The organism is Nitrosospira briensis, assembly GCF_900115125.1.
GTDB lineage: Bacteria > Pseudomonadota > Gammaproteobacteria > Burkholderiales > Nitrosomonadaceae > Nitrosospira > Nitrosospira briensis_A.
The window spans coordinates 500,882-525,330 of sequence record NZ_FOVJ01000001.1; the positions used below are offsets into that span (position 1 = coordinate 500,882).

General features: G+C 51.5%; 29 protein-coding genes and 2 tRNA genes. 28 read left to right on the forward strand and 3 right to left on the reverse strand.

Going from position 1 to position 24,449, the window contains the following annotated elements; all coding sequences use genetic code 11:
* Window positions 1-134: 134 nt before the first annotated feature.
* The 21 genes from pgsA to BMZ14_RS14715 all read left to right on the forward strand — a co-directional run bounded on the left by pgsA (window position 135) and on the right by BMZ14_RS14715 (window position 14,168).
* Entirely contained in the window at window positions 135-707 is a 573-nt protein-coding gene (pgsA, locus tag BMZ14_RS02255; protein ID WP_074794124.1) for a CDP-diacylglycerol--glycerol-3-phosphate 3-phosphatidyltransferase, read from the forward strand.
* A gap of 69 nt (window positions 708-776) precedes the next feature.
* Window positions 777-851: transfer RNA gene (locus BMZ14_RS02260), tRNA-Gly, on the forward strand.
* A 137-nt stretch (window positions 852-988) separates the two neighbouring features.
* Window positions 989-1,062: transfer RNA gene (locus BMZ14_RS02265), tRNA-Cys, on the forward strand.
* 163 nt (window positions 1,063-1,225) lie between these two features.
* Window positions 1,226-2,473, forward strand: a complete 1,248-nt coding sequence (locus BMZ14_RS02270) for a tyrosine-type recombinase/integrase (protein WP_074794126.1) — start codon at window positions 1,226-1,228, stop codon at window positions 2,471-2,473.
* A gap of 87 nt (window positions 2,474-2,560) precedes the next feature.
* On the forward strand, window positions 2,561-2,809 hold the full coding sequence (locus tag BMZ14_RS02275) for a hypothetical protein (RefSeq protein WP_074794128.1): 249 nt from the start codon (window positions 2,561-2,563) through the stop codon (window positions 2,807-2,809).
* A complete protein-coding gene (locus BMZ14_RS02280; RefSeq protein WP_074794130.1) occupies window positions 2,809-3,090 on the forward strand; it encodes a hypothetical protein in 282 nt (93 codons plus the stop codon). Before BMZ14_RS02275 ends, BMZ14_RS02280 begins: the two co-directional genes overlap by 1 nt.
* Complete coding sequence (locus BMZ14_RS02285) at window positions 3,080-3,331, forward strand: hypothetical protein (protein ID WP_143071857.1); 252 nt, start codon at window positions 3,080-3,082, stop codon at window positions 3,329-3,331. The genes BMZ14_RS02280 and BMZ14_RS02285 overlap by 11 nt, the downstream gene beginning before the upstream one ends.
* A gap of 95 nt (window positions 3,332-3,426) precedes the next feature.
* A complete protein-coding gene (locus BMZ14_RS02290) occupies window positions 3,427-4,161 on the forward strand; it encodes a hypothetical protein (protein ID WP_074794134.1) in 735 nt (244 codons plus the stop codon).
* A 94-nt stretch (window positions 4,162-4,255) separates the two neighbouring features.
* Window positions 4,256-4,471 (forward strand): helix-turn-helix transcriptional regulator, encoded by a 216-nt coding sequence (locus BMZ14_RS02295; protein ID WP_074794136.1) that lies wholly within the window; start codon window positions 4,256-4,258, stop codon window positions 4,469-4,471.
* Window positions 4,471-4,893, forward strand: a complete 423-nt coding sequence (locus BMZ14_RS02300) for a hypothetical protein (protein WP_074794138.1) — start codon at window positions 4,471-4,473, stop codon at window positions 4,891-4,893. The genes BMZ14_RS02295 and BMZ14_RS02300 overlap by 1 nt, the downstream gene beginning before the upstream one ends.
* Entirely contained in the window at window positions 4,893-5,933 is a 1,041-nt protein-coding gene (locus BMZ14_RS02305; RefSeq protein WP_074794140.1) for an AAA family ATPase, read from the forward strand. The genes BMZ14_RS02300 and BMZ14_RS02305 overlap by 1 nt, the downstream gene beginning before the upstream one ends.
* A complete protein-coding gene (locus BMZ14_RS02310) occupies window positions 5,930-6,313 on the forward strand; it encodes a hypothetical protein (RefSeq protein WP_074794141.1) in 384 nt (127 codons plus the stop codon). The genes BMZ14_RS02305 and BMZ14_RS02310 overlap by 4 nt, the downstream gene beginning before the upstream one ends.
* A 116-nt stretch (window positions 6,314-6,429) precedes the next feature.
* Window positions 6,430-6,702: a hypothetical protein gene (locus BMZ14_RS02315; RefSeq protein WP_074794143.1), complete on the forward strand. Its 273-nt coding sequence runs from the start codon at window positions 6,430-6,432 to the stop codon at window positions 6,700-6,702.
* A gap of 625 nt (window positions 6,703-7,327) precedes the next feature.
* Window positions 7,328-8,455: a phage major capsid protein gene (locus BMZ14_RS02325; RefSeq protein WP_143071858.1), complete on the forward strand. Its 1,128-nt coding sequence runs from the start codon at window positions 7,328-7,330 to the stop codon at window positions 8,453-8,455.
* Window positions 8,455-8,841, forward strand: coding sequence for a hypothetical protein (locus BMZ14_RS02330; protein ID WP_074794147.1), 387 nt, complete (start codon window positions 8,455-8,457; stop codon window positions 8,839-8,841). The genes BMZ14_RS02325 and BMZ14_RS02330 overlap by 1 nt, the downstream gene beginning before the upstream one ends.
* Window positions 8,832-9,866 carry a hypothetical protein gene (locus tag BMZ14_RS02335; protein ID WP_074794149.1) on the forward strand — a complete coding sequence of 345 codons (1,035 nt, stop codon included), beginning with the start codon at window positions 8,832-8,834 and terminating at the stop codon, window positions 9,864-9,866. The genes BMZ14_RS02330 and BMZ14_RS02335 overlap by 10 nt, the downstream gene beginning before the upstream one ends.
* The gene (locus tag BMZ14_RS15580) at window positions 9,866-10,318 is read left to right on the forward strand and encodes a retropepsin-like aspartic protease (RefSeq protein WP_074794151.1); all 453 of its coding nucleotides are present in this window, start codon (window positions 9,866-9,868) and stop codon (window positions 10,316-10,318) included. Before BMZ14_RS02335 ends, BMZ14_RS15580 begins: the two co-directional genes overlap by 1 nt.
* Before the next feature lie 117 nt (window positions 10,319-10,435).
* Window positions 10,436-10,852 carry a hypothetical protein gene (locus BMZ14_RS02345; RefSeq protein ID WP_074794153.1) on the forward strand — a complete coding sequence of 139 codons (417 nt, stop codon included), beginning with the start codon at window positions 10,436-10,438 and terminating at the stop codon, window positions 10,850-10,852.
* 1,023 nt (window positions 10,853-11,875) lie between these two features.
* Window positions 11,876-12,109, forward strand: coding sequence for a hypothetical protein (locus tag BMZ14_RS02350; protein ID WP_074794155.1), 234 nt, complete (start codon window positions 11,876-11,878; stop codon window positions 12,107-12,109).
* A gap of 45 nt (window positions 12,110-12,154) precedes the next feature.
* Window positions 12,155-13,603, forward strand: a complete 1,449-nt coding sequence (locus BMZ14_RS02355; protein ID WP_074794157.1) for an MbnB/TglH/ChrH family RiPP precursor modification enzyme — start codon at window positions 12,155-12,157, stop codon at window positions 13,601-13,603.
* Window positions 13,604-13,823: 220 nt separating this feature from the next.
* Window positions 13,824-14,168, forward strand: coding sequence for a hypothetical protein (locus tag BMZ14_RS14715; protein WP_143071859.1), 345 nt, complete (start codon window positions 13,824-13,826; stop codon window positions 14,166-14,168).
* A gap of 330 nt (window positions 14,169-14,498) precedes the next feature.
* Here BMZ14_RS14715 and BMZ14_RS14720 read toward each other — a convergent pair whose 3' ends face one another.
* Window positions 14,499-15,158, reverse strand: a complete 660-nt coding sequence (locus BMZ14_RS14720) for a PEP-CTERM sorting domain-containing protein (RefSeq protein WP_256208328.1) — start codon at window positions 15,156-15,158, stop codon at window positions 14,499-14,501.
* A gap of 197 nt (window positions 15,159-15,355) precedes the next feature.
* Here BMZ14_RS14720 and BMZ14_RS02365 point away from each other — a divergent pair, with 197 nt between their 5' ends.
* Window positions 15,356-15,688: a hypothetical protein gene (locus BMZ14_RS02365; protein ID WP_074794162.1), complete on the forward strand. Its 333-nt coding sequence runs from the start codon at window positions 15,356-15,358 to the stop codon at window positions 15,686-15,688.
* Here BMZ14_RS02365 and BMZ14_RS02370 read toward each other — a convergent pair.
* Window positions 15,685-15,909 (reverse strand): hypothetical protein, encoded by a 225-nt coding sequence (locus BMZ14_RS02370; RefSeq protein ID WP_074794165.1) that lies wholly within the window; start codon window positions 15,907-15,909, stop codon window positions 15,685-15,687. The two genes, BMZ14_RS02365 and BMZ14_RS02370, sit on opposite strands and share 4 nt — an antisense overlap.
* A 402-nt stretch (window positions 15,910-16,311) precedes the next feature.
* On the reverse strand, window positions 16,312-18,867 hold the full coding sequence (locus tag BMZ14_RS02375) for an ATP-binding protein (RefSeq protein ID WP_177186889.1): 2,556 nt from the start codon (window positions 18,865-18,867) through the stop codon (window positions 16,312-16,314).
* A gap of 457 nt (window positions 18,868-19,324) precedes the next feature.
* On the opposite strand from BMZ14_RS02375, the gene BMZ14_RS02380 reads away from it, so the two are divergent.
* From BMZ14_RS02380 to BMZ14_RS02410, 6 genes are all read left to right on the forward strand, one after another.
* Window positions 19,325-19,600 carry a hypothetical protein gene (locus BMZ14_RS02380; protein ID WP_074794170.1) on the forward strand — a complete coding sequence of 92 codons (276 nt, stop codon included), beginning with the start codon at window positions 19,325-19,327 and terminating at the stop codon, window positions 19,598-19,600.
* 419 nt (window positions 19,601-20,019) lie between these two features.
* Window positions 20,020-20,502, forward strand: a complete 483-nt coding sequence (locus BMZ14_RS02390) for a hypothetical protein (RefSeq protein WP_074794176.1) — start codon at window positions 20,020-20,022, stop codon at window positions 20,500-20,502.
* Window positions 20,503-20,637: 135 nt separating this feature from the next.
* Complete coding sequence (locus BMZ14_RS02395; RefSeq protein ID WP_074794179.1) at window positions 20,638-23,028, forward strand: heavy metal translocating P-type ATPase; 2,391 nt, start codon at window positions 20,638-20,640, stop codon at window positions 23,026-23,028.
* Window positions 23,029-23,061: 33 nt separating this feature from the next.
* Window positions 23,062-23,271: a heavy-metal-associated domain-containing protein gene (locus BMZ14_RS02400; RefSeq protein ID WP_074794182.1), complete on the forward strand. Its 210-nt coding sequence runs from the start codon at window positions 23,062-23,064 to the stop codon at window positions 23,269-23,271.
* An 81-nt stretch (window positions 23,272-23,352) separates the two neighbouring features.
* Window positions 23,353-23,664: a metal-sensitive transcriptional regulator gene (locus BMZ14_RS02405; RefSeq protein ID WP_074794184.1), complete on the forward strand. Its 312-nt coding sequence runs from the start codon at window positions 23,353-23,355 to the stop codon at window positions 23,662-23,664.
* Window positions 23,665-23,714: 50 nt separating this feature from the next.
* On the forward strand, window positions 23,715-24,446 hold the full coding sequence (locus BMZ14_RS02410; protein WP_074794187.1) for a c-type cytochrome: 732 nt from the start codon (window positions 23,715-23,717) through the stop codon (window positions 24,444-24,446).
* Window positions 24,447-24,449 lie beyond the last annotated feature (3 nt).

Sequence of the window (24,449 nt, forward strand, 5' to 3'; positions counted from 1 at the left end):
CGGATATGCAGGGGAATATTGTCTAAGTACGAAGAAGTGTCCAAAAGAGGCGGGCGAGGCAGGGTAAGCAGTCGATCCAAAGCGGAGGTTTGCACCTATTTGACCCAGCACCTTTATGGCATACCGTGATCCTTATGCCTTTTAACCTGCCCAACGTGCTTACCTGGATGCGCATACTTGCGATCCCGCTCTTTGTAGGCATCTTCTATTTTCCTCCCACTTGGTTGTCCCAATCAGAGCAGAACCTGATTGCTACCATTATCTTTACCGTTGCAGCCATCACCGACTGGCTGGATGGATATCTAGCGAGAGTGCTCCACCAGACCTCGGCTTTCGGCGCATTTCTTGATCCGGTGGCCGACAAGCTGATGGTCGCCGCAGCGCTGATCGTCCTGGTCTACTTGAGCAGGCTCGATGCGCTCATTGCCTTTATCATTATCGGCCGGGAAATTACCATATCAGCATTGCGCGAATGGATGGCGCAAATCGGCAAAGGAAAAAATCTCGCGGTTTCGTTTCTGGGAAAACTGAAAACGACGTCACAAATGGCGGCCATCCCGCTGCTGTTGTATCACGAGAAAATAGGGGAAAACTTCAACCCGCAGGAAGTGGGAACCTGGCTGATTTATCTGGCCGCCATACTGACGTTATGGTCGATGGCCTACTATCTTAAAGTGGCGATCCCACAGGCAATTAAACATGGCTGAAGCCGGTTTTAAATATTGCGCTTTCTTGACAAAGATAGCAGCATCCTTATAATGCCAGATTGCTTTTTTGCGGGAATAGCTCAGTGGTAGAGCACAACCTTGCCAAGGTTGGGGTCGCGAGTTCGAGCCTCGTTTCCCGCTCCAGTTATTGGGAAAATGGATCCGTTAGCATGAGGCCATTGTTTGCAGTCAGGCGCCTGTGCTGAAATCCGTTTTCCCTTTTTAGTTTTTGCTATTGCATTGCAACGATGCAATGCAACCATTTCAGGTTGCAGAGCAAAGGCGGGGTGGCAGAGTGGTTATGCAGCGGCCTGCAAAGCCGTGGACGCCGGTTCGATTCCGACCCCCGCCTCCAATAAAGCGTCTCTTAGCGTATCAAGACATGCCAGGAATGGCGTAAATACAGGGAAAATCGCGAAAGAGACTTCTCATACCGTATCAATTAATATCTTGACATACCGTTATACTTGACGGTATCTTTAACGGTAGAGCTAATACCGTTTAATTTAGATACCGTCATGCCTCTTTCTGATCTTGCCGTTCGCAACGCGAAACCCGCGGATAAGCCATATAAGCTTACTGACGGTGACGGGCTTTATCTGCTGGTTAACAGTGCGGGCAAATACTGGCGATATGATTACCGCTACCTTGGCAAGAGGAAGACATTGGCATTTGGAGTTTATCCTGATGTTCCACTGGCCACTCGCGTCGAAAAAGATGAAGAAACTGGCAGGACACGAAAGGTCACGGGGGCGCGCGAGCTTCGGGAGGAGGCGCGCCAACTTCTGGCCCAAAGGATAGACCCGGGCACAATAAAACAGGCTAGAAAGCGTGAGGAGAAAGAACTCGCCGCCAGTACATTTGAATCCGTTGCTCGAGAGTGGCATGAAAAGCAGTCCACTAACTTGGAGCCAAAGACCGCCGCTAGAATCTTAAGCATACTCCGCCGTAATATCTTTCCGGCGATAGGTAATACTCCAATAGCACAAGTAACAGCCGCTAACCTTCTAAGCACAATTCAAAAGATAGAAAAGCGTGGCACTGTCTCGACTGCTCACCGGGCAATGCAGTATTGCGGGCAGATATTCCGTTATGCCATTGCTACCGGAAGAGCCCAAGCAGACCTTAGCTTAGTTCTGAAAGGGGCATTGACCCCGTTCAAGGAAAAGCATCACGCGAGTATTACAGATCCAAAAAAGATAAGGGGTTTATTGCTTTCGTTGGATGGCTATGATGGATCCTTCATTACGAAATCTGCTCTGAGGATCGCTCCACTAGTCTTTGTAAGACCAGTCGAATTGCGCCACGCAGAGTGGTCTGAAATAGATTCTGATGCCGCCGAGTGGCGCATAGCAGCGGGCAAGATGAAGATGAAGGCAGTACACCTTGTACCTCTATCAAGCCAAGCTCTAACCATATTACGTGAGCTGCATCCTCACACAGGGGAGGGGAGGTTTGTTTTCCCCAGCGTCAGAAGCTATTCCAGGCCAATGAGTGAGAACACCGTTAACGCGGCTCTACGACGCCTGGGGTACGAAAAAAACGAGATGACGGGGCACGGCTTTAGAAGCATGGCATCAACCATTTTGCATGAGCAGGGATGGCCCCACGAAGCGATCGAGCGGCAATTAGCCCATGCCGAACGCAACAAGGTAAGCGCGGCATACAACTACGCTGAGCATTTACCGAAGCGCAGAGAAATGATGCAAGCCTGGGCGGATTATTTGGACGAGCTCAGGGCTGGAAGGAGTTACACCGTGGCCTGACGGACTTCAGGCAATAAAGCGGGGTGAAAGGTGTATCAGCACCAGACACCCCTGACCACAACGCAACCTTGATAGGAGGTAAGCATCATGGCTAACGCCAATTCTACACCCGTTTCCCAAAAATTCACTGAAGCGCAGGACTTGCTCATGGAAGCAGGTCACGTCGCCGAGTTCATTAAGGACATGTCCCTTAATGTTGATGTAAAGCTCGAAGCCGGCGAGTTATCGGGGTTTTTCTTCGTGATGCACGATTTAATCAGTCGTATTAAAAAAGCCGAGCGGCTGCTACAAGAATGCAAGGCCGACATCGGCACAGCAGAAAAAGAGGTGGCGTAATGGCTAAGGGCAATTCTTCACCAGTTGTCAGACTGGCACCCGCAACGTCATTGCTCAAAGATAAATTTGTTGAAGCCAATTGGGCGATCTGTCAGACCAGTTTTATCGCTCATTTTTTAGCTTCCACGATTTCAAAGCAGTTAGATGCTGGCGAATCTGTAACGTTCGATAATCGCGAGGCAGAGGGCTTGCTAGTTGTATTGAATAATTTGGTTGAGCGTATCGAGGGATCCCTGTCTCTTCTGGATGAATGCGAGAGGGCCGCTAATCATGGCGACTAAAACTGAAAACACAACAGCGATGAAGGATGCCGATCGGGGACTTATCGCACTAGAGGCAACTTGGGGAATCTCGGCTTTAGTGACACTGATAAGCAGCGCGCTCGATAATGACGAAACTACGGAAACCGTTTGGGCAACCAAAGAAGTACTGAAGCGAGTCGCACAACTCAATAGCGTAATTATGAGCGCAATTGGCGATCCTCTTCAAACCAACGAGGAATTGAAAGGGCGATTCAATTAAATTGTTCAAGCCACCCCTAGCCCGACGGGGCAAAAAGCGGAAACCTTCACCGCCTGGGGTGGCGTCTTAATGAAGGCACTTCGAAGGAGTGATGGATGGAAGATTCAAGCGGTTACGCGCCTCGCTTGTGCTTTGATAAAACGACCCGCGATAGGCTTACGAAGCTCTTCAGGGACGCGCATAAGGGCCGGAACTTATCTCCTGCTGAAGTTGAGTTTGAGGTCACTGTTATTCTGCGCACCCTCGAACAATACGCCTCGGCAATTCCTCTTTATGAGCAATTTCAGCCCGAAAGTCAGCAGCGAAGGCGAGAGCGTATTGAGTCATTAGCGGCGCACCTAGAAGGAGCTCTTGAGCAATTGAAAAATCTCGACTCAGCGGCTCTTGGCTTCATTGCATGGCGAGCGAAAGATGAGATGTCAAAAACCTTAGGAACGCCAAATGATTTTCCTTCTGGACTTAAAGCCGCTGCGGAGGCCGTCTCTTGGCGCGAAGCAAATATTTCCGCTATCACAGCCTTTTCATTAGGGCTAAGAAAATCCGCTTCCGAGCTTCCACAGCATCCCCTTAATACCTCAGGCAAAGATTATCCCTGGTACTCACTGCCGAAAGAATTATCCACGGCAATGGCTGTTGAACGGTTGTTTTGGGAAAACAACCTTAGCTTCACCGTATCAAATAACGGTTTTGCTGCTGAGTGCTTGCGAGCCGTCTTCCAGCTTGGGGGGCTTCATATTGACAGGGTCGATTACTGGCTCAGGCAAGCACGAGATCACTCAGACTCAATGTCAAGCTTCAACAAACGCATGCAAAAATACAGGGAAGAATAGCGTAGCGGTTTCGCTCTTTCTTTTCGCGTTAAAACTGCATTATTCGACTATGAAACGACATGACGTTTCACACCACTTAAAAGGAGCGTTCCGAATGGCAAACAATTTTTCAAACTTCGGCAAGTTACCGATCGGCGGTTACATTCGCCAGTCGCAACTTATACCGGACATCGTACCGTTCTCTTCAGCTACGTTATGGAGAAAGGTAAAAACAGGGGAGTTTCCAGCACCAGTAAAGTTATCTGAACGAATCACGGCATGGGAAGTTAATGCCGTTCGGGAATGGCTGGACTCGAGAAAGGGGGCGTAATGAACCCTCCAAAAGAAAACGCCCCGGCGGCAACCGAGGCGAGATTTGATACCAAACTGAACCGGAATTATAAACGACTGCCACCATACGGCAAGCAGTTTATGGCTATTAGGGAAGCAGGCAAAATTCCCGCCAAAACCGTCATGGTTTCTTTCGATTGGGATCTGGCCAAAGCCTATCCAAGAATCATCATTCCCGCTGATGTAACCCCGGCAGAGATTGAATTCAGATTCCTTGCCGGCCTGCCTGTTCAAATAACCTACCGCAACAAAGACGCGCATCGAGTGGATGCGGTCGCGCAGGAGATAGCTAAGGTTAATCCCTGCTTCCTTGCGACGTTTGCGTATGACTTTGCCGGTACTGGGAACGCTTGGGCGATCCTTAAGCCGTACCAAAGCCTTGAAATAGCGGAGGCCGCGTGATGCTTAAAGCTATGGAAACCGTAGAGGCAACACCTGAAGCGAAAGCAGCGTTTACCGCTTTAGCCAAGGTGATGAAGCCACAATTGCGGGTAGTGGGCCTCCATGACTTCATAGGAATGGAGTTGCCACCAAGAGATACGATGATGGCGCCCTGGCTGATGACCCAGAGCCTGAACATGATTTACGGATGGCGAGGCGTCGGCAAAACTCACGTCAATTTGGGAATCAGCTACGCACTTGCTTGTGGTAGCACCTTCCTTAATTGGAAGGCAGAAAAACCGAGAAGGGTTTTGCTTGTAGATGGGGAAATGCCTGCTCCAGCACTGCAGGAGCGACTAGCTGCAATCATTGCATCGAACGGCGTTGAGCCCGGCCCCGGCTTCCTTTCTATCGTTACCCCTGACCTACAGAACGGGGCTATGCCTGACCTTTCTACCCACGACGGCCAGGAAGCGATCAGCGAGGTCGCAGAGCGTGTAAATGCCGAGTTGATAGTGATAGACAACCTATCCTGCCTAGTGCGAGGTGGAGGCCGTGAGAACGACGCGGAAAGCTGGCTGAGCGTCTCTGAATGGGCGCTCCTACAGCGGCAAGCAGGGCGAAGCATTCTCTTTATCCATCACAGCGGAAAGAACGGGCAGCAACGGGGCACTTCAAAGCGGGAGGATTTGTTGGATGTGGTTATCTCCCTCCGGAGGCCAGCCGATTATGACCCTGCGGCCGGCGCCTGCTTTGAAATTCATTACGAGAAAGCTAGACATCTATCCGGCAATGATGTCGATCCCATCGAAGCGCAATTGACCGTAGATTCTCATGGCATGAGTACATGGGCATGGCGCCCCGTCGCTGATTCAACCTTTGATCGTGTAGTCACTCTTGCAAATGACGGGCTATCCCAGAGTGAAATAGCCATCGAGCTAGAGCTCAACCGCTCTACTGTATTAAGGGCTTGGCGCAAGGCAGATGATGCGGGATTACTGGAAACGAAGACCACAACCAGAGGCCGCAATCAGTACCAGAAAAGGAGTAAAGGGGAATGAATGCACAGTTAACAGAGAGCTTGTTGCATATTTCATTTCCTAGCAAAGCAACAATGCAACAACCACCTATAAATGACGCAACAAGCTATGCAACAACCACGCAACAGCCTACCCCTATACCAGCCTCATTGCTTGATCTAGCACGCAACAAGCTATGCAACAACCACGCAACAAGCTCACCAAAAGACGCGCAACAAGCTCACCAAAAACAAGGGGTGGATGTTGCGCGATCTGAGCTGGTTAGATTGGTTCGTTTCTGTGGTGAAGCGTATGGCTTTACTGAGGAGGAACATACCGAGGCATTAACGCGAGCGTTGGCTGATTGCGATAGCGCGCTAACGTGCTTCCGTGCGATCAAGGCAGAGATACTTGATGAGTAAGCAGGGGGAGATGCATTCCTTAGCCTGCAGCTCTGGAGACCGCGCAGGTAGTCATTTATTCGCACGTGCAGTTCAGAAAAACAGGTTTTTTAGCCGCATCAATTTAAGGAGAAAAAATGGACTCGAAATTAGATAAAAGCATTCTGGCCACCCTGGAGAACGCAAGACGCACATCCGCCCAGGTATCCGAACTAATGATGATTGCCTTGCGCCGGTTTCATCCTGATGTAGCTGATGAGGTAGACGATCTGCTGGAGCTTGACCAGATCCGGCTGGTCGTCCAGTCTGACTCTGTCGAGTTAAAGCTCTTCGCCATTGATCAGCAAAACAACGCCGTTGGAGGGCAGCCGTTATTAACCTATCGGCCGCAGGATAAGACATGCCATTAAGCGGACGAGGAAACATTTACGTGCAAGCCATGCGAAAGGGTGGCAACCGGGCTGAAGCGCTGCGGAAAAGAAAGATCGAACAGCAGCTTATTAAGGAACTCGGGTATTCGAGGTCCAAAGCAAAGAGAATGGTCTCGGAGCTGGACAACGGAAAGTGAACATAACCAGCTACCTGGAGACCGCATTACCACCGAGCCCAGAGCGTGACCAGCTTATCACCCTGGTACGCCTGGGGCTCTCATTCCAGAAACATCACAGGGTCGGAAAGAGGCCGGGTCCGTTAAAAGCATATCTTCTGAAGGTTACAGGCAGGATCGACGCCCCCCTCACGTTCGATCGGCTTTTAGAGGAACTGGAGCTTGAAGCTGTGCGCCGTGGGATGCACGGTACAGCGGCAAGCCCGGTTGAGAAAGTGGATCGAGTCTGGGAAATAATCACATACCATCACCCGCGAGCCGGCCGGCAGCAGCTCACATTCAAGACCCTTCGCAACAAACTCACTTGGTGTAAATTAAATCTAAACCAGTAATTCTCTGATACGCCCAATCAGGGAATTATCCTTTATATACTTAGACATACTCTAATTTTTAGAGTAATTCTATGACATATATAAGGAGTTAACAAGTTGGATTACGAGATAAAAGAACTACTGGAAAAACAGGGCGACGCATTCGAAGAATTCAAGAGAGTCCAGGGAGGACGTATCGAGAACCTGGAGAGCGCACTAAACGAATTTGCAAAGAAGGCCGGACGTCCGAACATTGGCGGCGGTGGCTCTGCTGAGGACCTGGAGCACAAAAAAGCATTTTTGGGTTATATGCGCTCAGGAAAGGATCGCGACCTTGAGGCTAAATCCATGTCGGTTAACAACGATCCGAGCGGCGGTTATCTGGTGCCTGAAGAGATCGACGGCACGATTTCAAAAGCGTTACGCGAACTCTCGCCGATGCGGCAACTAGCCCGCGTTATCCCGGTAACTACCGGGGAATTCTCGATGCTACATAGCGTGGGCGGCACAGCTTACTCATGGGTGGGCGAGAAGTCCGCCAGGCCAGAGACCGGGAATCCGACGTTCGTAAAATTGATTCCTCCGATGGGGGAAATATACGCCAGCCCTGCAATTACCCAGAATCTGCTCGATGACAACAATTTCGGTCTCGAGGAGTGGCTGGTTGAGGAGGTTGTAGAGGCGTTCGGTGAAGGCGAAGGGGATTCGTTCGTCAACGGCAATGGAGTTAACAAGCCGCGCGGCATTTTGACCTACGACATTGCCAGCACTGCGGACGGCGCCCGTGCGGAAAACGCGCTGCAGTATGTGGCTTCCGGAGCATCCGGAGCGTTCGCAGCAAGCAACCCTTCAGACAAGCTCATCAGCCTGGTTCATTCGGTAAAGCCGCGGTATCGCGTCAATGCCAAATGGTCCATGAACACAAACACAATCGAGCAAATCCGGACCTTTAAAAACACCGCCGGCGATTACATCTGGAAGCAGGGCATAGAAGCTGGCCAGCCCGGTACGCTGTTGGGCTACCCGGTATTCGAGGATGAAAATATGCCGGACATTGCCGCGAACAGCCTCTCAATCGCGTTCGGAGACTTTCAGCGTGGCTATGTGATTCTTGATCGCAACTCCTCGATGCTTCGCGACCCGTTCACTGCAAAACCTCACGTACTGTTTTACACGACAAAGCGTGTGGGTGGCGGTATGCGGGATTTCCGCGCAATCAAGCTGATGAAGTTTGCCGCCAGCTAATGAAATTCAATTGGCGTGTTTCAGTAAGTGCGCCCGATCAGTTGGCCAGTGCGAAAACCACAACAGCCTGCGGCAATTTCATTCCATTGGTTGCGCGGCAGGCAAAAGAGACCCTCGGCCTAACAGCCGGGGGTTTTTACCAAGCAGGGGGTATTGTTTTGTTTGGAGAAGCAGTGCCTGGACACCGCGCCCCTCCTCACGCAGACAAAAAATCCCATATTTCAAAAAGAATTCAGCAAATGGCAGGAGTGAAAGGTAAGAGTGGCGGGCCGCGCAAGAACGCAGGCGGCGCCAGACCTGGTGCCGGGACCGGTTCCGGGCGCCTACACTTTTTTTCATTTCCACAAAACAGAAAACTGAACAGGAGGATCTTTAAATGCCAATGATGATAGTGGCAATGCCTGCAATCATTGGAGGGATCGTAATGGCCGCCCCCATAGCCCTTTCCATCGGCACAACCGTATTCGGCGCGGTCCAGCAAAAATCAGCCGCCAAGAAAGCTAAGCGTAAGGCAGCGCAGGCCCGAGAAGATTTCCTGAACACATTACAAGAGCGAACGATCACCCGCATTGCGAGTGAGGCGCCGCATCGGTATGTATACGGTAAATCCAAGGTAGGATCAGACATTGTCGCCATATTCAAGAGCGGGGCGAATGATGAATATAAGCACCTAGTTTGCGTCCATGCGGCCGGCGAGTCGGAGTCGATTGATGAGGTTTACATCAATAACAAGCCGCTCGGTACGCTCGATGCTGATGGCTATGTCACCAGCGGGGAGTACTACTCGACGGCAACGGAGAACGCAACTGAGCAATACGGCACATCGCCTTTTACCCTGGCGCATACGCCATCAAGCGCGATCACAGTTGTTGCTTTCGGCAAGTCTTATTTAATGGGCATGTTTTTTCGGAACCACAGCGGCGCCGTAGCTTATACGCGAGTCGGCAACACAATAACGGTAACAGGCAGCCTTTCCGGACCGATCCCAGGAACCACATTTGCGCTCGATGGCTATCGAGTGACCTACCAGCACAAAGTCAACACGTCGCAAGTCAGGGTTAAAAAGCACCTGGGGGTCGCTGGTGATCCTGCCGATGCGTCATTGCTTGCAGAGTGCGGCGACAAGTGGAAGTCTACAGCGACCCTAACCGGATTCACTTATACCGTCATCCGGCTCGATCTGCGCCAGGCAGAGTTTCAAAACGGGATACCCGATATCAGCGTGCTGATGAAGGGAAGAAAGCTCTTTGATCCCCGTACCGGCCTGACGGCGTGGAGCGCAAACCCGGCGCTGGTGATTTACGACTACCTCACATCGGAAATGTGCGGCGTGGATCCGGACGACCTCCCGATATCACACTACATTACCGCGGCGAACGTCTGTGATGAACAAATTCAAGGACTATGTTAATGAATAGAAGCTTTACCGTTAAATCTGAAGGCGGTTTATTGACAGCCTTAGCAACCCCTTGCCATGTCTCTCAAGCATTCAACCCAGCTAATGGAGTTCCTGACTGCGCAACGATTCAATTTAACGCTTGCTGGGATACAGGCGCGACCAAATCAGTAATAACTCAGCGAGTCGTCGAGGCATGCGGCCTAAAATCTATCAGAGCTATAAAGCCAATCCTTTTACAAGGGGTAGATGGGTTCGAAAGGAGCGCAGCCTATGTAATAAATCTCTCTCTTCCCGACAAGGTTACCTTCCATAACTTCACTGTCGTCTCAAAGAATCCAGGCAATGTATGGTGGGATGTGCTAATTGGCATGGATATAATTTCTACCGGAGAGTTTTCGATAAGAAGCGTGAACGGTAAGACAGAGTGGTCATTCAGTTACGCATCCCGCAAAGCCGCGTCGTGATTGGAACCGATAGCTATGTTTCTGACGGCCAGGGGGTATCGTTTTCTTTGGGACGATCGCTTCCAGACCGCGCTCTCAGGGTCCCGTTCATAAATCGTTACAATTTGGGCTATTTTTATGGCTAAGAAATCATCCGCAAGTCTTACCGTTGTTCCCCCAGGCGTTGCCACCCTCCTATCGCCGCCGAAATCACTGACCACTCGACAGAAAGAGCTTTGGAAGGAGATTGTGCTATCAAAGCCGGCCAGCTGGTTTGACCCGTCGACTGCGCCGCTGCTTTCCGGATACGTCAAAGCCATTGCCTCTCATGAAGCCTTGGCATTGCGCTCTGACGCGATCGAGGCAACGCTGGACGATGGCGGCGATTTGAAAACCCTGAATAGGATCCACGCAATGATTGAGCGGCAGGCGCGCCTTATTCAGACTTTCGCAACAAAACTGAGGCTTACACAGCAATCGCGCTATACGGCTGCTACTGCCGCTGTAATGTCGAGCAAGGCGTCAGGGCCCAGGCCATGGGGAGACGACAAATGATTCTAGGCTCTACCAGAAGCCCTACAATCGATTTAAATGGAGGGGCGGCTACCACGGCATTGCCAAGGGTGGAAATAGATCAGCTATGAAGCGAATGAGCCGATTCAATAGCTATTGAAATAGCTGGTGCTTGGCCTCTAATTACACTAGACTACTTTAACAAGAAAACAAAATGCTTTCTTTCCACATTGTCTAGCATAAAGCCTGGTCCCATTCCGCAATGTTATCCAGGCCCTGCAAACCCACTGATAACCTTCAGGGGCTTTTTTCTGACTTTTTGTCATAAGCATTTACCTCCTTTCCGCGGGGTTTGCCCGCGCGCGTAAACGGTATTACCCAGCGGCGCGAAAAGAAAGAGAGGCCAAGCAGTTCTATTTATAAGCCTACCGAATGCGAATATCTATTGTACTTTAGTCCTACAATGCAATATTCAATGCTGAGCTTGTGGCGGTATCTATGACGGTATCTGATCAACATATATAATAAATAAGCGATGTATTACAGATACTTATCCAGATACTGCGGATGTGACCCCCGCCTCCATATAACAATCCAAGTAAATCCAAGAACATCCTTAAACCCGCGTAACAGCGGGTTTTTTATTGATTAGTTCATCTAATAGGGGATGGCCATATGGTACCAGCTATTTTTTTTCGGATTGTACCTGATTGACGCGGTTGGCCGGGTTAGATATGACCGGAAGTGGGTCAATCTCCTGCATTTGTTTGCTGTCGCCATTTTCCAGCCGATAAGCTGCTTCCAGTTCGTTCTTTAGTGGGTACAAAGTGACCCAGTCTTTGCTCTCGTTATTAGCAATTCTTTTCGCTTAATCAATATCTTAATTTAGGTCCCGTCCTGGCATAGGGCTTGCTAGAAGTATGATGTAGGACATGGTTTCTTGATAACCACAATTGCTGCACATACGGTTAGGGAAATCGTGAGGTAGGTCGAATGCAGGCACTAAATGGCTGGAGCCAGATGGATCTCTGTAACTTAACTATTGCGAACTTTGGAGGTAATTAAATGGAGACTAAAACAGGAATTTCACCTTCACCTAATCCTTCCGCGAATGTGGTGCGGGTTTCGCTTCCGGCGGACGTTCACAATGATCTTAAGAAATTTCAGCAAATACAGCAAGATATTTTGGGGAAATTGGGCTGTATGGCCTGTTGCTCGGGTTGGGATATCCGCTTCACTGTCCAGAAACAGTTTGTAGTAGACAACGCTTTGACCGTTAAGGAAATCGTTGCCGAGTAAATTAATATAGTGATAAATTTTAAGCCTCCTCCGCTTGGAGTCGGTATGGTCTATTTTCCCGCGCTCGAACCGATTTTCGGGCGAGGGGGGGCTTTGCTAGACGCATTAGATATGCTTGAGGTTGAGCCTCAGGCGTTTTGGTTTCCCAATCACAACGGCGGTGACCATCACTTGGATCAGCGCGTCTTTGAAAGATTGGCCAAGTTATCTCAACCTAAACTGATACACGGCGTAGGGCTACCATTGGCCACTACCGTAGAGTTCGACTCTCAACAGATCGCGCCTTGGCAGCAGAGTATCGATAGATTAAATCCTCCTTGGGTTAGCGAGCATCTCGCCTTCATGCGTGTGGCAAGCAACGAGCCCGGGGTCAAGAGTCGACACAGCGGCTTTTTATTGCCACCTCTGCAATGTCAAGAGACGGTAGACATCGCTGTAGCTCGGATCGCTGATTTACGGCGCCTGAGCGGCAGGGCCGTGGCGTTTGAAATTTCACCTAATTATCTGCAACCGCAGCCGGGGGAAATGGCAGATGGTGAGTTCTTCGCGCGACTGGCAATAGAGGCAGACTGTGGCATCGTACTAGATTTGCATAACTTGTGGTGCAATGAGCGCAATGGCCGCCAGTGCGTGCAGGAAGTGATGGAGAGCTTGCCATTAGATCGCGTCTGGGAAATTCACCTTGCCGGTGGCGAAAGCTATGAAGGGTACTGGCTGGATGCGCATAGTGATCTCGTGCCACAGCCTGTCATGAATCTATACGAGCAATGGCTGCCCAAGCTAGAAAATTTAGCAGCGCTGGTGTTCGAGATTATGCCTGACTACGTACAAGCCAAGCAGCTCTCACCAGACCAGCTTATCCAGCAGATTCAGGCAATGAAGTCGCTCTGGCGCTTTGGGCCCACAGCCTCATCCTTGCATTCTTGCAGGCATATCAATTCGATAACAACTGCATCAATGCCTGCAGATGGCGTTAAATCCGTGGCAAGCGTGAAGGTCATGGGGTGGGAACAGTCTCTGGGAGCGCTAGTCAACGGACGGGAACGGCCGATGGTTTCCGACGATTTCGCTAATCTTGAAGACGATCCGGGTGTGCCAGTATACAAATCGTTGGTTGAAAGTTTTCGAGCTGGTACCTTGGCGGAAGGACTGACGCTAAGCTATCGTCTATTGGTGTTAACGTTAGGCAAGACTGCTACCCTTAGCTTGATGCGGCAGTTTTGGAGCAGCAATTGGCCGGAGCCCTTTGCCTTCGATGAAATGCTCGGCTTTGCTGCCTTCCTGCATCAACGCATGGTACAGGGGACACTAACAGTTGCTTTTCTTGAGAACGTACTTAACTACGAACTTGCCCGCGCTCAAGCACAGCAGACCGGAAAGGAGCGGTTCGTGGCTTTTAATTGTGAACCTATTGCACTGTTACGATCCCTTTCTCACGGACATCTGCCGGTCGAGGTGGCATACGGCGAGTTTGAAGTGCATGTGCCTGGTTGAGATGTTCGAGTGCCGTCATGGTTTGGCGTCGTATTTCCAATGCTAGTGAATCGGTTGCCTTTATTAGCAAGCCCGCGGTTTCGCGGGGACATAATGTACGGACATTTGCTCATGGGTCAAAGTGGTACGGACTCTGAAACCATTTTTCTGGTCAGCCTACGGGGTCAATTTCAGCCCAATTACTTGGGCTGGCAAACTTAATTACAAGGAGCGCTTCATTATGCAAGCCAATTTAAATCGAGCCAACACCTTTGAACTTAGTGGAAAATCGATTCATGTCACCTACACAAGCACAGGTATTTCTGGACAACCGACCTTCAGTTATCGCGATGATCGGTTAAGCCGTTCCTTTAGCGGAGAAGAGATTCGTGTTGCGGACACTGAGCTTGGCCAGTTGATTACAGTAACATTGGAAGCAATTCCAGACTTTAAAGTCGTGACCGTTACGTTGGCTCTACCTGTAGTCACTGTGCCCCAGGCTAATACTCCAATAGGTATCACGGTCCCCGGAATTACTGTTACAAATCCCACAACAATTGGTGGTCCGAAGCTGCTAGGACCATGACCGGAAAAACTCTATTCCATCGTCAATATGAGAGGAACTGCTCATTTTTTTCAGTTTTAGCATGATAATTGGTTCTCTGATTGAGGAGTATGCGATCCAGCTCACGTAAAGGATTTCCGTGAGAACCGTAGTAAAGCGTTCGCGGCAAAAATAACGTTCGCCTTGTCATCATAGTTACGAAGGAAACTGCCCGAGTGTGAAGCAGGAGAAGATGCTAGCAGATATAGAGTGCGAAATACTCACTCCGAAACCTAACCCACCCCTAACCCGGTGGGTTTTTTAATCCGTGTGGCAGCTGAAATAAAAAATGGGGACAAAGTCCCCATTGGTCTACATGGAAGAGCTTTTTCGACGCCGAGCCATAAGACTCACCAATCCTAAACCGGCCAAAAGCATGGCATAGCTCTCAGGTTCGGGTACGTTACTAACGATGAGATTGTCCATAGTGAAGTTAGAGGTGGAAGACCCGTACAATGGATTACGTGTCCCGCCAGTTGCCGAAATCAACACAGTGTCAACGTTCTGCCAGTTGAAAGTTTCCAAGTTTCGCCCAGTGGCATTAACCGTGAATAACTTTGTATCTACGATGAGGCCGCCCGATTGTCCCTCAACTGTGACTTGAAGACCATCCTTAAAAGCCGAACCGAAATAGGCGCTATTTAAGGTAAACGGGGTGGTGGATTCGAATTGAGCAGGCAACCCGCCGTGATTCACGGCAAGGTATCTCAATGACACTAAGCCGTTTCTTGCCCCAGAGCTCTCAAAGCCGGACGTACTACTAAACGGATTTACATAATCAAAATTAGTCCATTTAAATCCTTCGTAGTTATCGGGCACACTGCTGGCGCTAAGATTGCTTATCTCGTCGAACGTAATGAGTTTTGTCGCATGGGAAGTTGATGTAAAGGTGAAAAGAGCAGCAGCTATAAGAAGTGATTGCCGGTTCATGAAAATTTCCCTATGTGGTGGTTGTTCTTGGTATTGAGGCATAAGTTGTTCCGCCAAACCTTGGGCGAAACTTTTTAACTATAGATCATCCTCAGCAATTCGCTACCGAAACTGATTATTTAATTTTTAGTGATGTAGCCCACTTCTGGTGCGTTTTTTTATGCCCGCCGCGAGCGGTATTTTTTTAGCGTAAACAAAATGAACCCATTAGCTCTAGCCTTCGCAATCGCCTATACGCAATGCTCGCGGCAGCAATTATCGGGGTGAAAGAAGTCACTGACGCGCTGGACGCAAAGAAACAAGCTGCCGATGCAGCGATGAAAAATGGTCGGTATTGGGCAAGCAAACATACGACGCTCGCGGAAGAGGTCAATAGCCTTCCGGTTCGCCCTGATGAGACTCAACGTCAGGCGATTGAGAGGGAGCAGAAAGAGTATGTTCAAACCGCGCTCGGTCATGATGCGCCGGAGCAGGTCTTGCCATGCTGGAGCCATGTTCCGTTGCCCACTCTCCCGCAGGCGCACAGTGCGTTCCGGGCTTCCCGGATCTCGGCAGAGATCATCTCTTTTTAATGATCCGTACATACGTAGGAGAGAACATTGTCGTCCTGATCCAGCATTTCCTCCAGGTGTGCCGCGTTCTCTTCTCCCACGTCGATAACCGCCAGATCATGCTTACCGTTGTAGCGCTGGATCGCATCTCGCCACGAGCCGTCGCATGCAAGGGCAAGCACGTTTACGGCAAACCGCCCCTGATTGGCGAAGATGATTTTGTAGCTTCTGGTAGCTGCCATTTTATTTTTCCTCTTGGTTTGGCTTGGTTAATCGGTTGCTGCGTGATTTGCACTTTACAAAAATATTGTTCCGGTTGCCAGGAAGGAAAGAGGAATATTCTTTAGTAGTAGTGAGATGCCCAAATCCTCGCGCTGAGCTATCCTTGCTCTATCAGCATGTGAGGGGAACCCGTGGTCTAGACTCAGGTAATCGAAAAGCCGTATCCGATCTACCGCGAGATTAACATGCCGGATGAGTGCAAGGACTCGTAGGCCCTAGCTCGAGTGCCGGTAAAGGACGATGCGCTGGTAATCAATCGGGCTCTGCGGTCGGAGATAGAACAGAGGTCTGCCTGTGAAGTGATGGTGAAGGCATTGCCATGCCAACAAGCTTTCCACGCAAATGGTATCAATCGTTAATAGTTACTCTTTGTTGCTTGCATCAATCTCTATGAGCAATGAATGCAACTTGTCTATTTCGACGGGTTTGGTAAGGTGATGGTCGAATCCAATATTTTTCGCCTGCCGCCGGTCGTCTTCGGACCCCCATCCGGTCAAAGCTACAAGGGTCAAGCCCTTTATAGCCGAATCGGAATGTAGTTGTCGCGCAACTTCGTACCCACTCATGCCGGGAAGGTCAATGTCGAGAAACATCACGGTAGGTTGAAAGGCCTGGACGGCCTTCAGCGCGTCCGGCCCAGTATGAGCCGTCTCTACCGTATGCCCGGACAACGCAAGCAACATGGCGAGCGTCTCAGCACCATCCACATTGTCGTCCACTACTAAAATGCGACGGGGAATAGATAGACTACAGGAGCGCTGCTCTCCAGCGACCCGCTGCCCTCCGGTTTTTTGCATCGCCGCGAGGGGAAGACGGACAACGAACGCGCTACCTTTCCCTGGGCCTTGACTTTCGGCCGTGACATGTCCGTTATGCATTTCGACGAGTCGCTTGACGATGGCCAACCCGATCCCCAATCCTCCTCGTGAGCGATCCAGCGTTTTCCCGACCTGGTTAAATAAGTCGAATACCTTTGTGAGTGCCTCCGGGGTAAGGCCAACCCCGTTGTCCCGCACCTGGATGACGACTTCGCTGCCGTCTCTCTGGGCGGATAATTCGACTCGCCCTCCTTCAGGAGTATACTTTGCTGCGTTATTCAGAAGATTACTTACCACCTGTGCCATACGGACTGGATCGACATCAAGCAGGAGCGCCTCTTCAGGAGTCGAAACCAACAGCTCGTGCCGGCCTTCCTCAATAAGAGGCCGGCTCAGTTCAAGAGCTGTCTCCAATACTGTGCCGACATCTACCGGCTCTTTCTTGAGCTGAACCTTTCCTCTGGTAATGCGCGAAACGTCAAGCAGATCGTCGATGAGGCGAACCATATGTTCGACCTGTCGCTCCATGATCTCCCGTGTCTTCACTGTTGCATCGATTGAGGATGCCAGCTCGAGTACAGCAAGCCCGGTGCGAATGGGAGCAAGAGGATTTCTTAGTTCATGAGCCAGCGTGGCGAGAAATTCGTCCTTTCGTTGATCTTGCTCCCGCACCTGCTCATAAAGATAGGCGTTTTCGATCCCGGCAGAGGCGATCGCGGCAAGCTGTACGAGAATCGCTTCGTCCTCCTCGGTAAATTCGCCGTGAGCCTTGTCCGTTAGCTGGACCAGCCCGAGGTTCTTTCCCCCGTGACCGATTAGCGGCACAGCAAGCCAGCCCCGCATGGGCGGGTGATCTTTGGCATGTTTTCCAAACCCTTTCCATGCTGGATGGGCTTCCAGCTCTTTTTGGGTCATCCTCAGTGGACAATTGGTACGACACACCTCGATGTAAATGCCAGATCCGTCCGGCTTCTCGGAATAGGCCCGGTAATCGGCGTACTTGTCTGATAGCGACACCGCGGTAATACGTTGAGCCCAGTTTTCTGAAACAGTCAGGGAGGTGGCTGCCTGGTGAGCTCCGAGCATAGAGCGAGCCTCTTCGGTCAAAGTCCGGGCAATACTCTCCATGGACAACATTCCGTTTATCGACTTGCTTGCATTGGCTACCTGCGCCAGAAGCGTGGCGCGCTGTTTCTCCTTCGCAAGGAGAGCGGCCATCTGCTCCTCGGATTGCTTGCGTTCGGTGATATCGAGCAGATTTCCCGCATATCCGAGGAATTGCCCATTCGAGGAAAGGCGAGGGCGACCTCGGTCGATGATCCAACGGTACACGCCATCGGCCCGCCGCAAACGATATTCGATTGAGAATGCCTCATTCCGCTCGTTTGCAGACAGGAAATGTTTGCCTGCTGCCGCTCGATCGCTTGGATGTATGGCATTGAGCCACCCCAAACCCAGGCCTTCATCCTCGCCCTGGCCGGTAAACTCGTACCACCCTTGTGAGAGGAAAGAGCACGAGCCGTCTGGCTCGGTCACCCATAGCATGGCGGGGGCAGCGTTGGCAAAGTCACGGAACCGTTCTTCGCTTTGCTGGAGGGCCTGCTCGGCCCACTGGTGCTGCGACGCCATGATTACCTGGTTAGCAGCGAGCCGCAGCAGCAGGCGTTCTTTCTCGGTTGGAAAGTTTACGCGCTGGGAACCGGCAACTAAAACGCCATGCTCCCCGACCAAATCGAACCGAGTGACGGTCGTTCGCAGAGTTCCGGGTCCAAACGGATCGCGCACCATAGTTACCGGCGCCAAGGCAACACCCTTCAAGAACGGCGCGAGCCGCACTTTTGCTTCGTAAATGCAATGGTTGGCATCAGGCCGATGCTTGCTACTTACAGTCTCTGTAAAACCAGAGCCTCCAGGCTGGGCAAGCTGAATGTAGACCAAGTCGAGATCAAGAGTACTCAAGAGAACCTGGGCGAGGCTCTTGGCAATACCGTCAGATCCCAAGCCGACCCACGCCGCAGGCAGGCTCGAGAAAGCTACTAGATCTCCCATTGCTCGCTGCAAGCAGCCTACTTTATCACTATCGTTGTAAGTTATATCCATCGAGCCGTTGGTCCTGGGGATACCCGCTTGCTTCAAGTAGTATCTTCACTCCCGAGAGCGAGCAATTTTTGCTTTCCATCTAAAGCTCGTTGCGTTAGAGCGGCTCAATCTCTGTTCTTTCTTCAAAGACAAGCCCGCAGCCTCGCGAAAAAAAACCGTTGCAACCACCTCAAGAGAGAATTTACAGCTCTCCAATGTCGCTAATTTACGGAGAATTGGGAATGCAGTTATTACCTTCTTCGCTAGTGCAGTCTTTATAATACACGTGGATTGCCGCACATCCCAATATCTAAAGGATGGTGCGCGGGAGTTGACAGGCCGCATTCCCGTAGCGGGACGGACGGATTTGTTGAAGTCAGACCCAGTAAAAGATGCGAGGGTGGAGCATGGCGAGGGTCTAATTTAGCAAAAAACCAGCGCAGTATGTTAAAACGCGTGAAGGACTTAGGGGACAAAAATGAAATCATTGTACAACCCAGACATATACTCCGATCAAGTCCGGGAAATGATATTGCAATCGGGCGAGATCGGGATCGAGATCGCAAACCGGTGGATGATGGGATGGCCGAAGAGGGTCGTGAAACTTCTCGTCGAGGATATGTACGAGGAGGTGTTTGAGTATCAGCTGTTGCAGGAGCAGGATGTGATAGCCAGAGCGTCCAACCTCAGCCATCTGGCGCCCATGGAGATCGTCGTGATGTCTGGCCTGAGCCTGGAGCCCCCGGAATTGTAGACAATCTCGGCGCCACTGTAGGCGCGCCCTCAACGTATGCGAATCTGCCGCGCTATCCGGCATTCATCTCCTCACAGAATCCCTAATCAAGAGCCAGGCTGCTATCAGGCGGCGTTTTCTGTTCCCAATTCCCGTAAGCAAAAAGTAGCAGTCCTGCTGAAATTAATCCGCTCATAACGGAAAAATGCGGCTGAGATCGTATCGCACAGAAAACATGTCATCTCTGGCGAAGCAGGACGAAGGGCGGTTCGCCTGTACCCCGTTCAATTAACTTCCCTTGGCCATACTGAACCACGCGATCGTTTTTGAGAATTACGGCGTAGTGGACGCGTTCAACATTAAGCCAACCATCGATTTGACGATCCACGTAATGCAGCGCTTCATAGTCACCGCTCCGTTGAAAGCCATCTGGATTCCCAATGGTATTTATGACCTCTGCCCTTGACAGACCTTCGCGCAGCGCGGTGGTCTTTCCTGTGGCGCACGAGGCCAGGACCAGTGTGCAGCTAGAGCAAGAACAAACCGCTTCAATATCTTCTTCCGTCGTAATAACAAACGCCGAGCAAAATATCAGATATGACTTGTTTCTGCTAAATCAAGCGGCGCTTTTCTGTGCAGGAAATAGAAGGATCCCAAAACACTGCGGTGATGCCTGGCGTGGCGATAACACGATGATCGTCATGGAGAAGGGCCTCGAAAAAGGCTTTTTATGCTTTCCGGAGATCAAGCTTCACTATCTGCTCAGCATGCATTTTTCAGCGGCCTATCAGAAGGTTTTTATACCTTCCCGGGGTATTGTTGACATATACCCTATACGGGTATATGATTGCTTATCGGCAATCGCAGATGTTTTGGCGAAATGCTCCGGCTGGTTTGATATCGAAACTGTAAACGTTGAGTGATATATGGCTGTCAAACCCATTAATCTGAAAATCAAGGGTATGAATGCGCGCAACGTTTGAACAGGCGGGGGCCAGGCCGATAGCAGGTCGAATCAAGTTGAATATTGATAATTTTGATAGGGAGAGCGGATATTCATGAACTCGCTTGCGCTTAAACAAATCGAGTTGCCCATCGAAGGCATGACCTGCTCGGCCTGCGCGGCACGCATCGAAAAAAACCTGAATAAGCTGCCCGGCGTTCATGCGGTGGTCAATTTTGCCAACGAAAAGGCGCGCGTGGAGTTTGATGACGCCGCCATCCGACCTGAAGAGCTGGTTCACTCGATCGAGAAAGCAGGGTTTCACGTTGTTCCGCAATCGGTACAACTACAAATCAGCGGGATGACCTGCGCGGCATGCAGCGGGCGTATTGAAAAGGCGTTGGACAAGCTTCCCGGCGTATCCGCGTCCGTCAATTTAGCCACTGAGATAGCCCATGTCAGCTTAAGACCCGGAGCGCCTGTCATGGATGACCTGATAGCCGCTGTCGCCAAGGCGGGTTACGGCGCGACCGAGATCAGTGAAGCCAGCCGCGCCGAGGAAAAGGCCCGGAAACTTGCCGCGTACCATGCGGAGCTTCGCATGTTCTGGATATCAGCTGCGCTTACCTTGCCGATGGTGCTGGAGATGGTTCCCATGCTCTGGGGCGATCATGGTGGTTTTCTGCCGCGCTGGCTGCAAATGTTGCTGGCCACTCCCGTGCAGTTCTGGGTGGGCAAGCGCTTTTATATCGCGGGGTGGAACGCATTGCGTGGCGGTGGCGCCAATATGGATGTGCTGATAGCGCTGGGCACCAGCATGGCCTACTTTTTCAGCGCCGTCGTGACCTTGCTGGCTCTTGACCAGCATGTCTATTTCGAAGCAAGCGCGGCTATTATTACGCTAGTGCTGCTGGGCAAGCTGATGGAAGCGCGTGCAAAGGGCAAGACGTCGGCGGCCATTGAGGAACTCATCAAGCTGCAACCTAAAACCGCGAGGGTAGAGCGCGACGGCGAAATCGTCGAGGTAGACGCAAATACTCTCAAGGTGGGCGATATTTTTATCGTGCGGCCGGGCGAGAATCTGCCTGTGGATGGGATTGTCATTGAAGGCGCATCCGATGTGGATGAAGCGATGTTGACTGGCGAGAGCCTGCCCGTTGCAAAACGGGTGGGGGCCAAAGTCTATGCGGCAACTTCGAATCAGCAGGGCCGGCTCCGATGCCGTGCCACCAGCGTGGGCGCTCATACCCAACTTGCTGCCATCATTCACCTGGTGGAAGAAGCCCAGGGCTCCAAGGCCCCCATCCAACGGCAGGCGGACGTCATTTCGGGAATATTCGTGCCGGTCGTGGTGGTCATCAGCGTGCTGACACTGGTCGTTACGTGGTGGCTCGCAAGCGACTTTGTTCCGGCTCTCATCAACGCCGTGGCGGTTTTGGTCATTGCCTGCCCCTGCGCGTTGGGGCTGGCTACGCCGACTGCAATCATGGTTGGAACAGGGCGTGGGGCGCAGGCGGGTGTGCTGGTGAAAAATGCCGCTGCGCTGGAGCAGGCGGAAAAAATTCAGGTTCTGATCGTGGATAAAACCGGCACGCTCACGGAGGGCAAGCCGGCGGTAACGGATATTGTCCCCCTGGGAGCGATGACGGAGCGGGCCTTGATGCAAGTGGCCGCAACACTTGAGCAAGGCTCGGAGCATCCCCTTGCAAAAGCGGTAATGGAGCGTGCCGCGGCCATGAATATCAGGCCGCAGGCCATAAGCGACTTTTCCGCCATTACCGGCAGCGGAATTGCTGCCCGGGTGGATGACGTTGAATACATTTTGGGTTCCCCAAGATTTCTGCGGGAGCGCGGCGCTGAGGTTAATGAAAGCCTCGCTGATCTCCAGGACGAAGGTAAAACCGTCGTAGGCGTGGCAATCTTATCCATGGAAACTCCAAAGGTGCTTGGCTATCTTGCCATTGCCGATCGATTGCGCGGTACTTCGGCGCAGGCAGTGAAGCGACTGCAATCGATGGGGATCGAAGTGGTGATGCTGACGGGTGATAACGCCGCCACTGCTTCAGCCATTGCCCTGCAAGCGGGCATTACCGCTTATCGAGCTGAGGTGGCGCCACAGGATAAGGCTGCTGAAGTGGGAAAAATGAAGGCCGAGGGTAAATTTACGGGCATGGTGGGCGATGGCATTAACGATGCTCCGGCGCTGGCTGCGGCGGATGTGAGCTTCGCAATCGGCGCAGGCTCCGACGTGGCGATAGAAGCTGCCGACATTACCCTCATGCGTGACGACTTGATGAGCGTGGCCGACGCCATCTCACTCTCGCGCGCAACGCTGGGGAAAATCCGCCAGAATCTTTTCTTTGCCTTCATCTATAACGTGCTTGGCATACCGCTGGCGGCAATAGGCTTGCTTAATCCGGTTATTGCAGGAGGGGCAATGGCAATGAGTTCGGTATCGGTAGTCAGTAATTCATTGTTGCTGAAGCGCTGGCGGGCAGGCGGCTGATTTGCCGGTAACTTGACGAAAAGGAGTTTTGAAATGCGAACAGAAGTTATGAAAATTGAGGGAATGAATTGCATGGGTTGCGTAAATAAGGTGAAAACCGCGCTGGAAAACATTACAGGAATGACGCGTGCCGATGTTTCGCTGGAACAGAAGCAGGTGACAATTCAGTACGATGAAAGCGATGCCGCCCCGGAACAGCTTAGGCAAGCCATCAGGAATGCAGGTTTTCAACCCACAGGCTGATCGATTTCCGCTTTTTGTTAATTTCTATTAATTCAAATGATAAGAGTGTTTAGTTGAAGAATAACATTAAGGATTCTGATTTTGAAGTCGCCGAGTAGCAAGAAACCATGCCATGAGCCTCAGACCGTGGTGCAACCGGATAAGGAAGCCCTGATCCGGCGCCTCAACCGCATCGAGGGCCAGGTTCGCGGAGTCAACAAGATGATATCGGAGGACCGTTATTGCGTTGATATCCTGAACCAGGTCTCCGCGCTGCAGTCCGCGCTGGACGCCGTCGCCATGCTGTTATTGGAGAATCATACCCACGGTTGCATGCAGAGTGCCATCCAGTCCGGCCAAGGTGATGAGGCTATTGATGAGCTGATGACGGTAGTGCGAAAATTTGCGCGATAGCAGGGCCGGCATTTCGACACTTTGCCGACTTCCTATTATAAAGGTCCGCTATGAGACGTTTTATTCTGATTGCATGCCTGTTTTTTGCGGCGCCTGCCCTTGCCGCCGATATTTCCCCGGTTGACGCTCCCGACACGATAGCCGAGCGGGTAAAAGCCTGTACTACCTGCCACGGCCCCGAGGATAAAGCGGGGCGAGATGCGTACTACCCGCGTATCGCGGGTAAACCGGAAGGCTATCTTTTCAACCAGTTACGCAACTTTCGAGATGGGCGGCGTCACTACCGGCCCATGGCCTTTCTGTTGAAAGACTTGCCGGATGAATACCTTCGGGAGATGGCTCGCCATTTTGCTTCGCTGAATCAAGCCTTTCCCCCGCCCGAGCGCCTGGCCTCCTCACCGGGCGAAGTCGAGTTGGCCCGTAAACTTATCGACCGCGGTGATCCCGCACGGAAGATCCCTGCCTGCATTGAGTGCCATGGTAAAGACCTGATGGGAACGGCGCCTTTTATTCCAGGGCTGCTGGGCCTGCCCCGCGTTTACATAATCGCTCAGTTCGGCAACTGGCAGCACGGAGCGCTGATGCGTGGACAGACCCCCGATTGCATGTCCGAGATTGCCAAACGGCTTACTACCAGCGAGGTAAGCGCCATCGGGGCCTGGTTGGCTGCGCAGCCTGTTTCCGAGTCCCTGTCAAGGCGATCCGGCCAGGTAGCAACACTTTCTCCTGAACTGGCGAGGCGCTGCGCCAGTGTGTTCCTGCAACCGGAAGTTCCGCAATGAAGC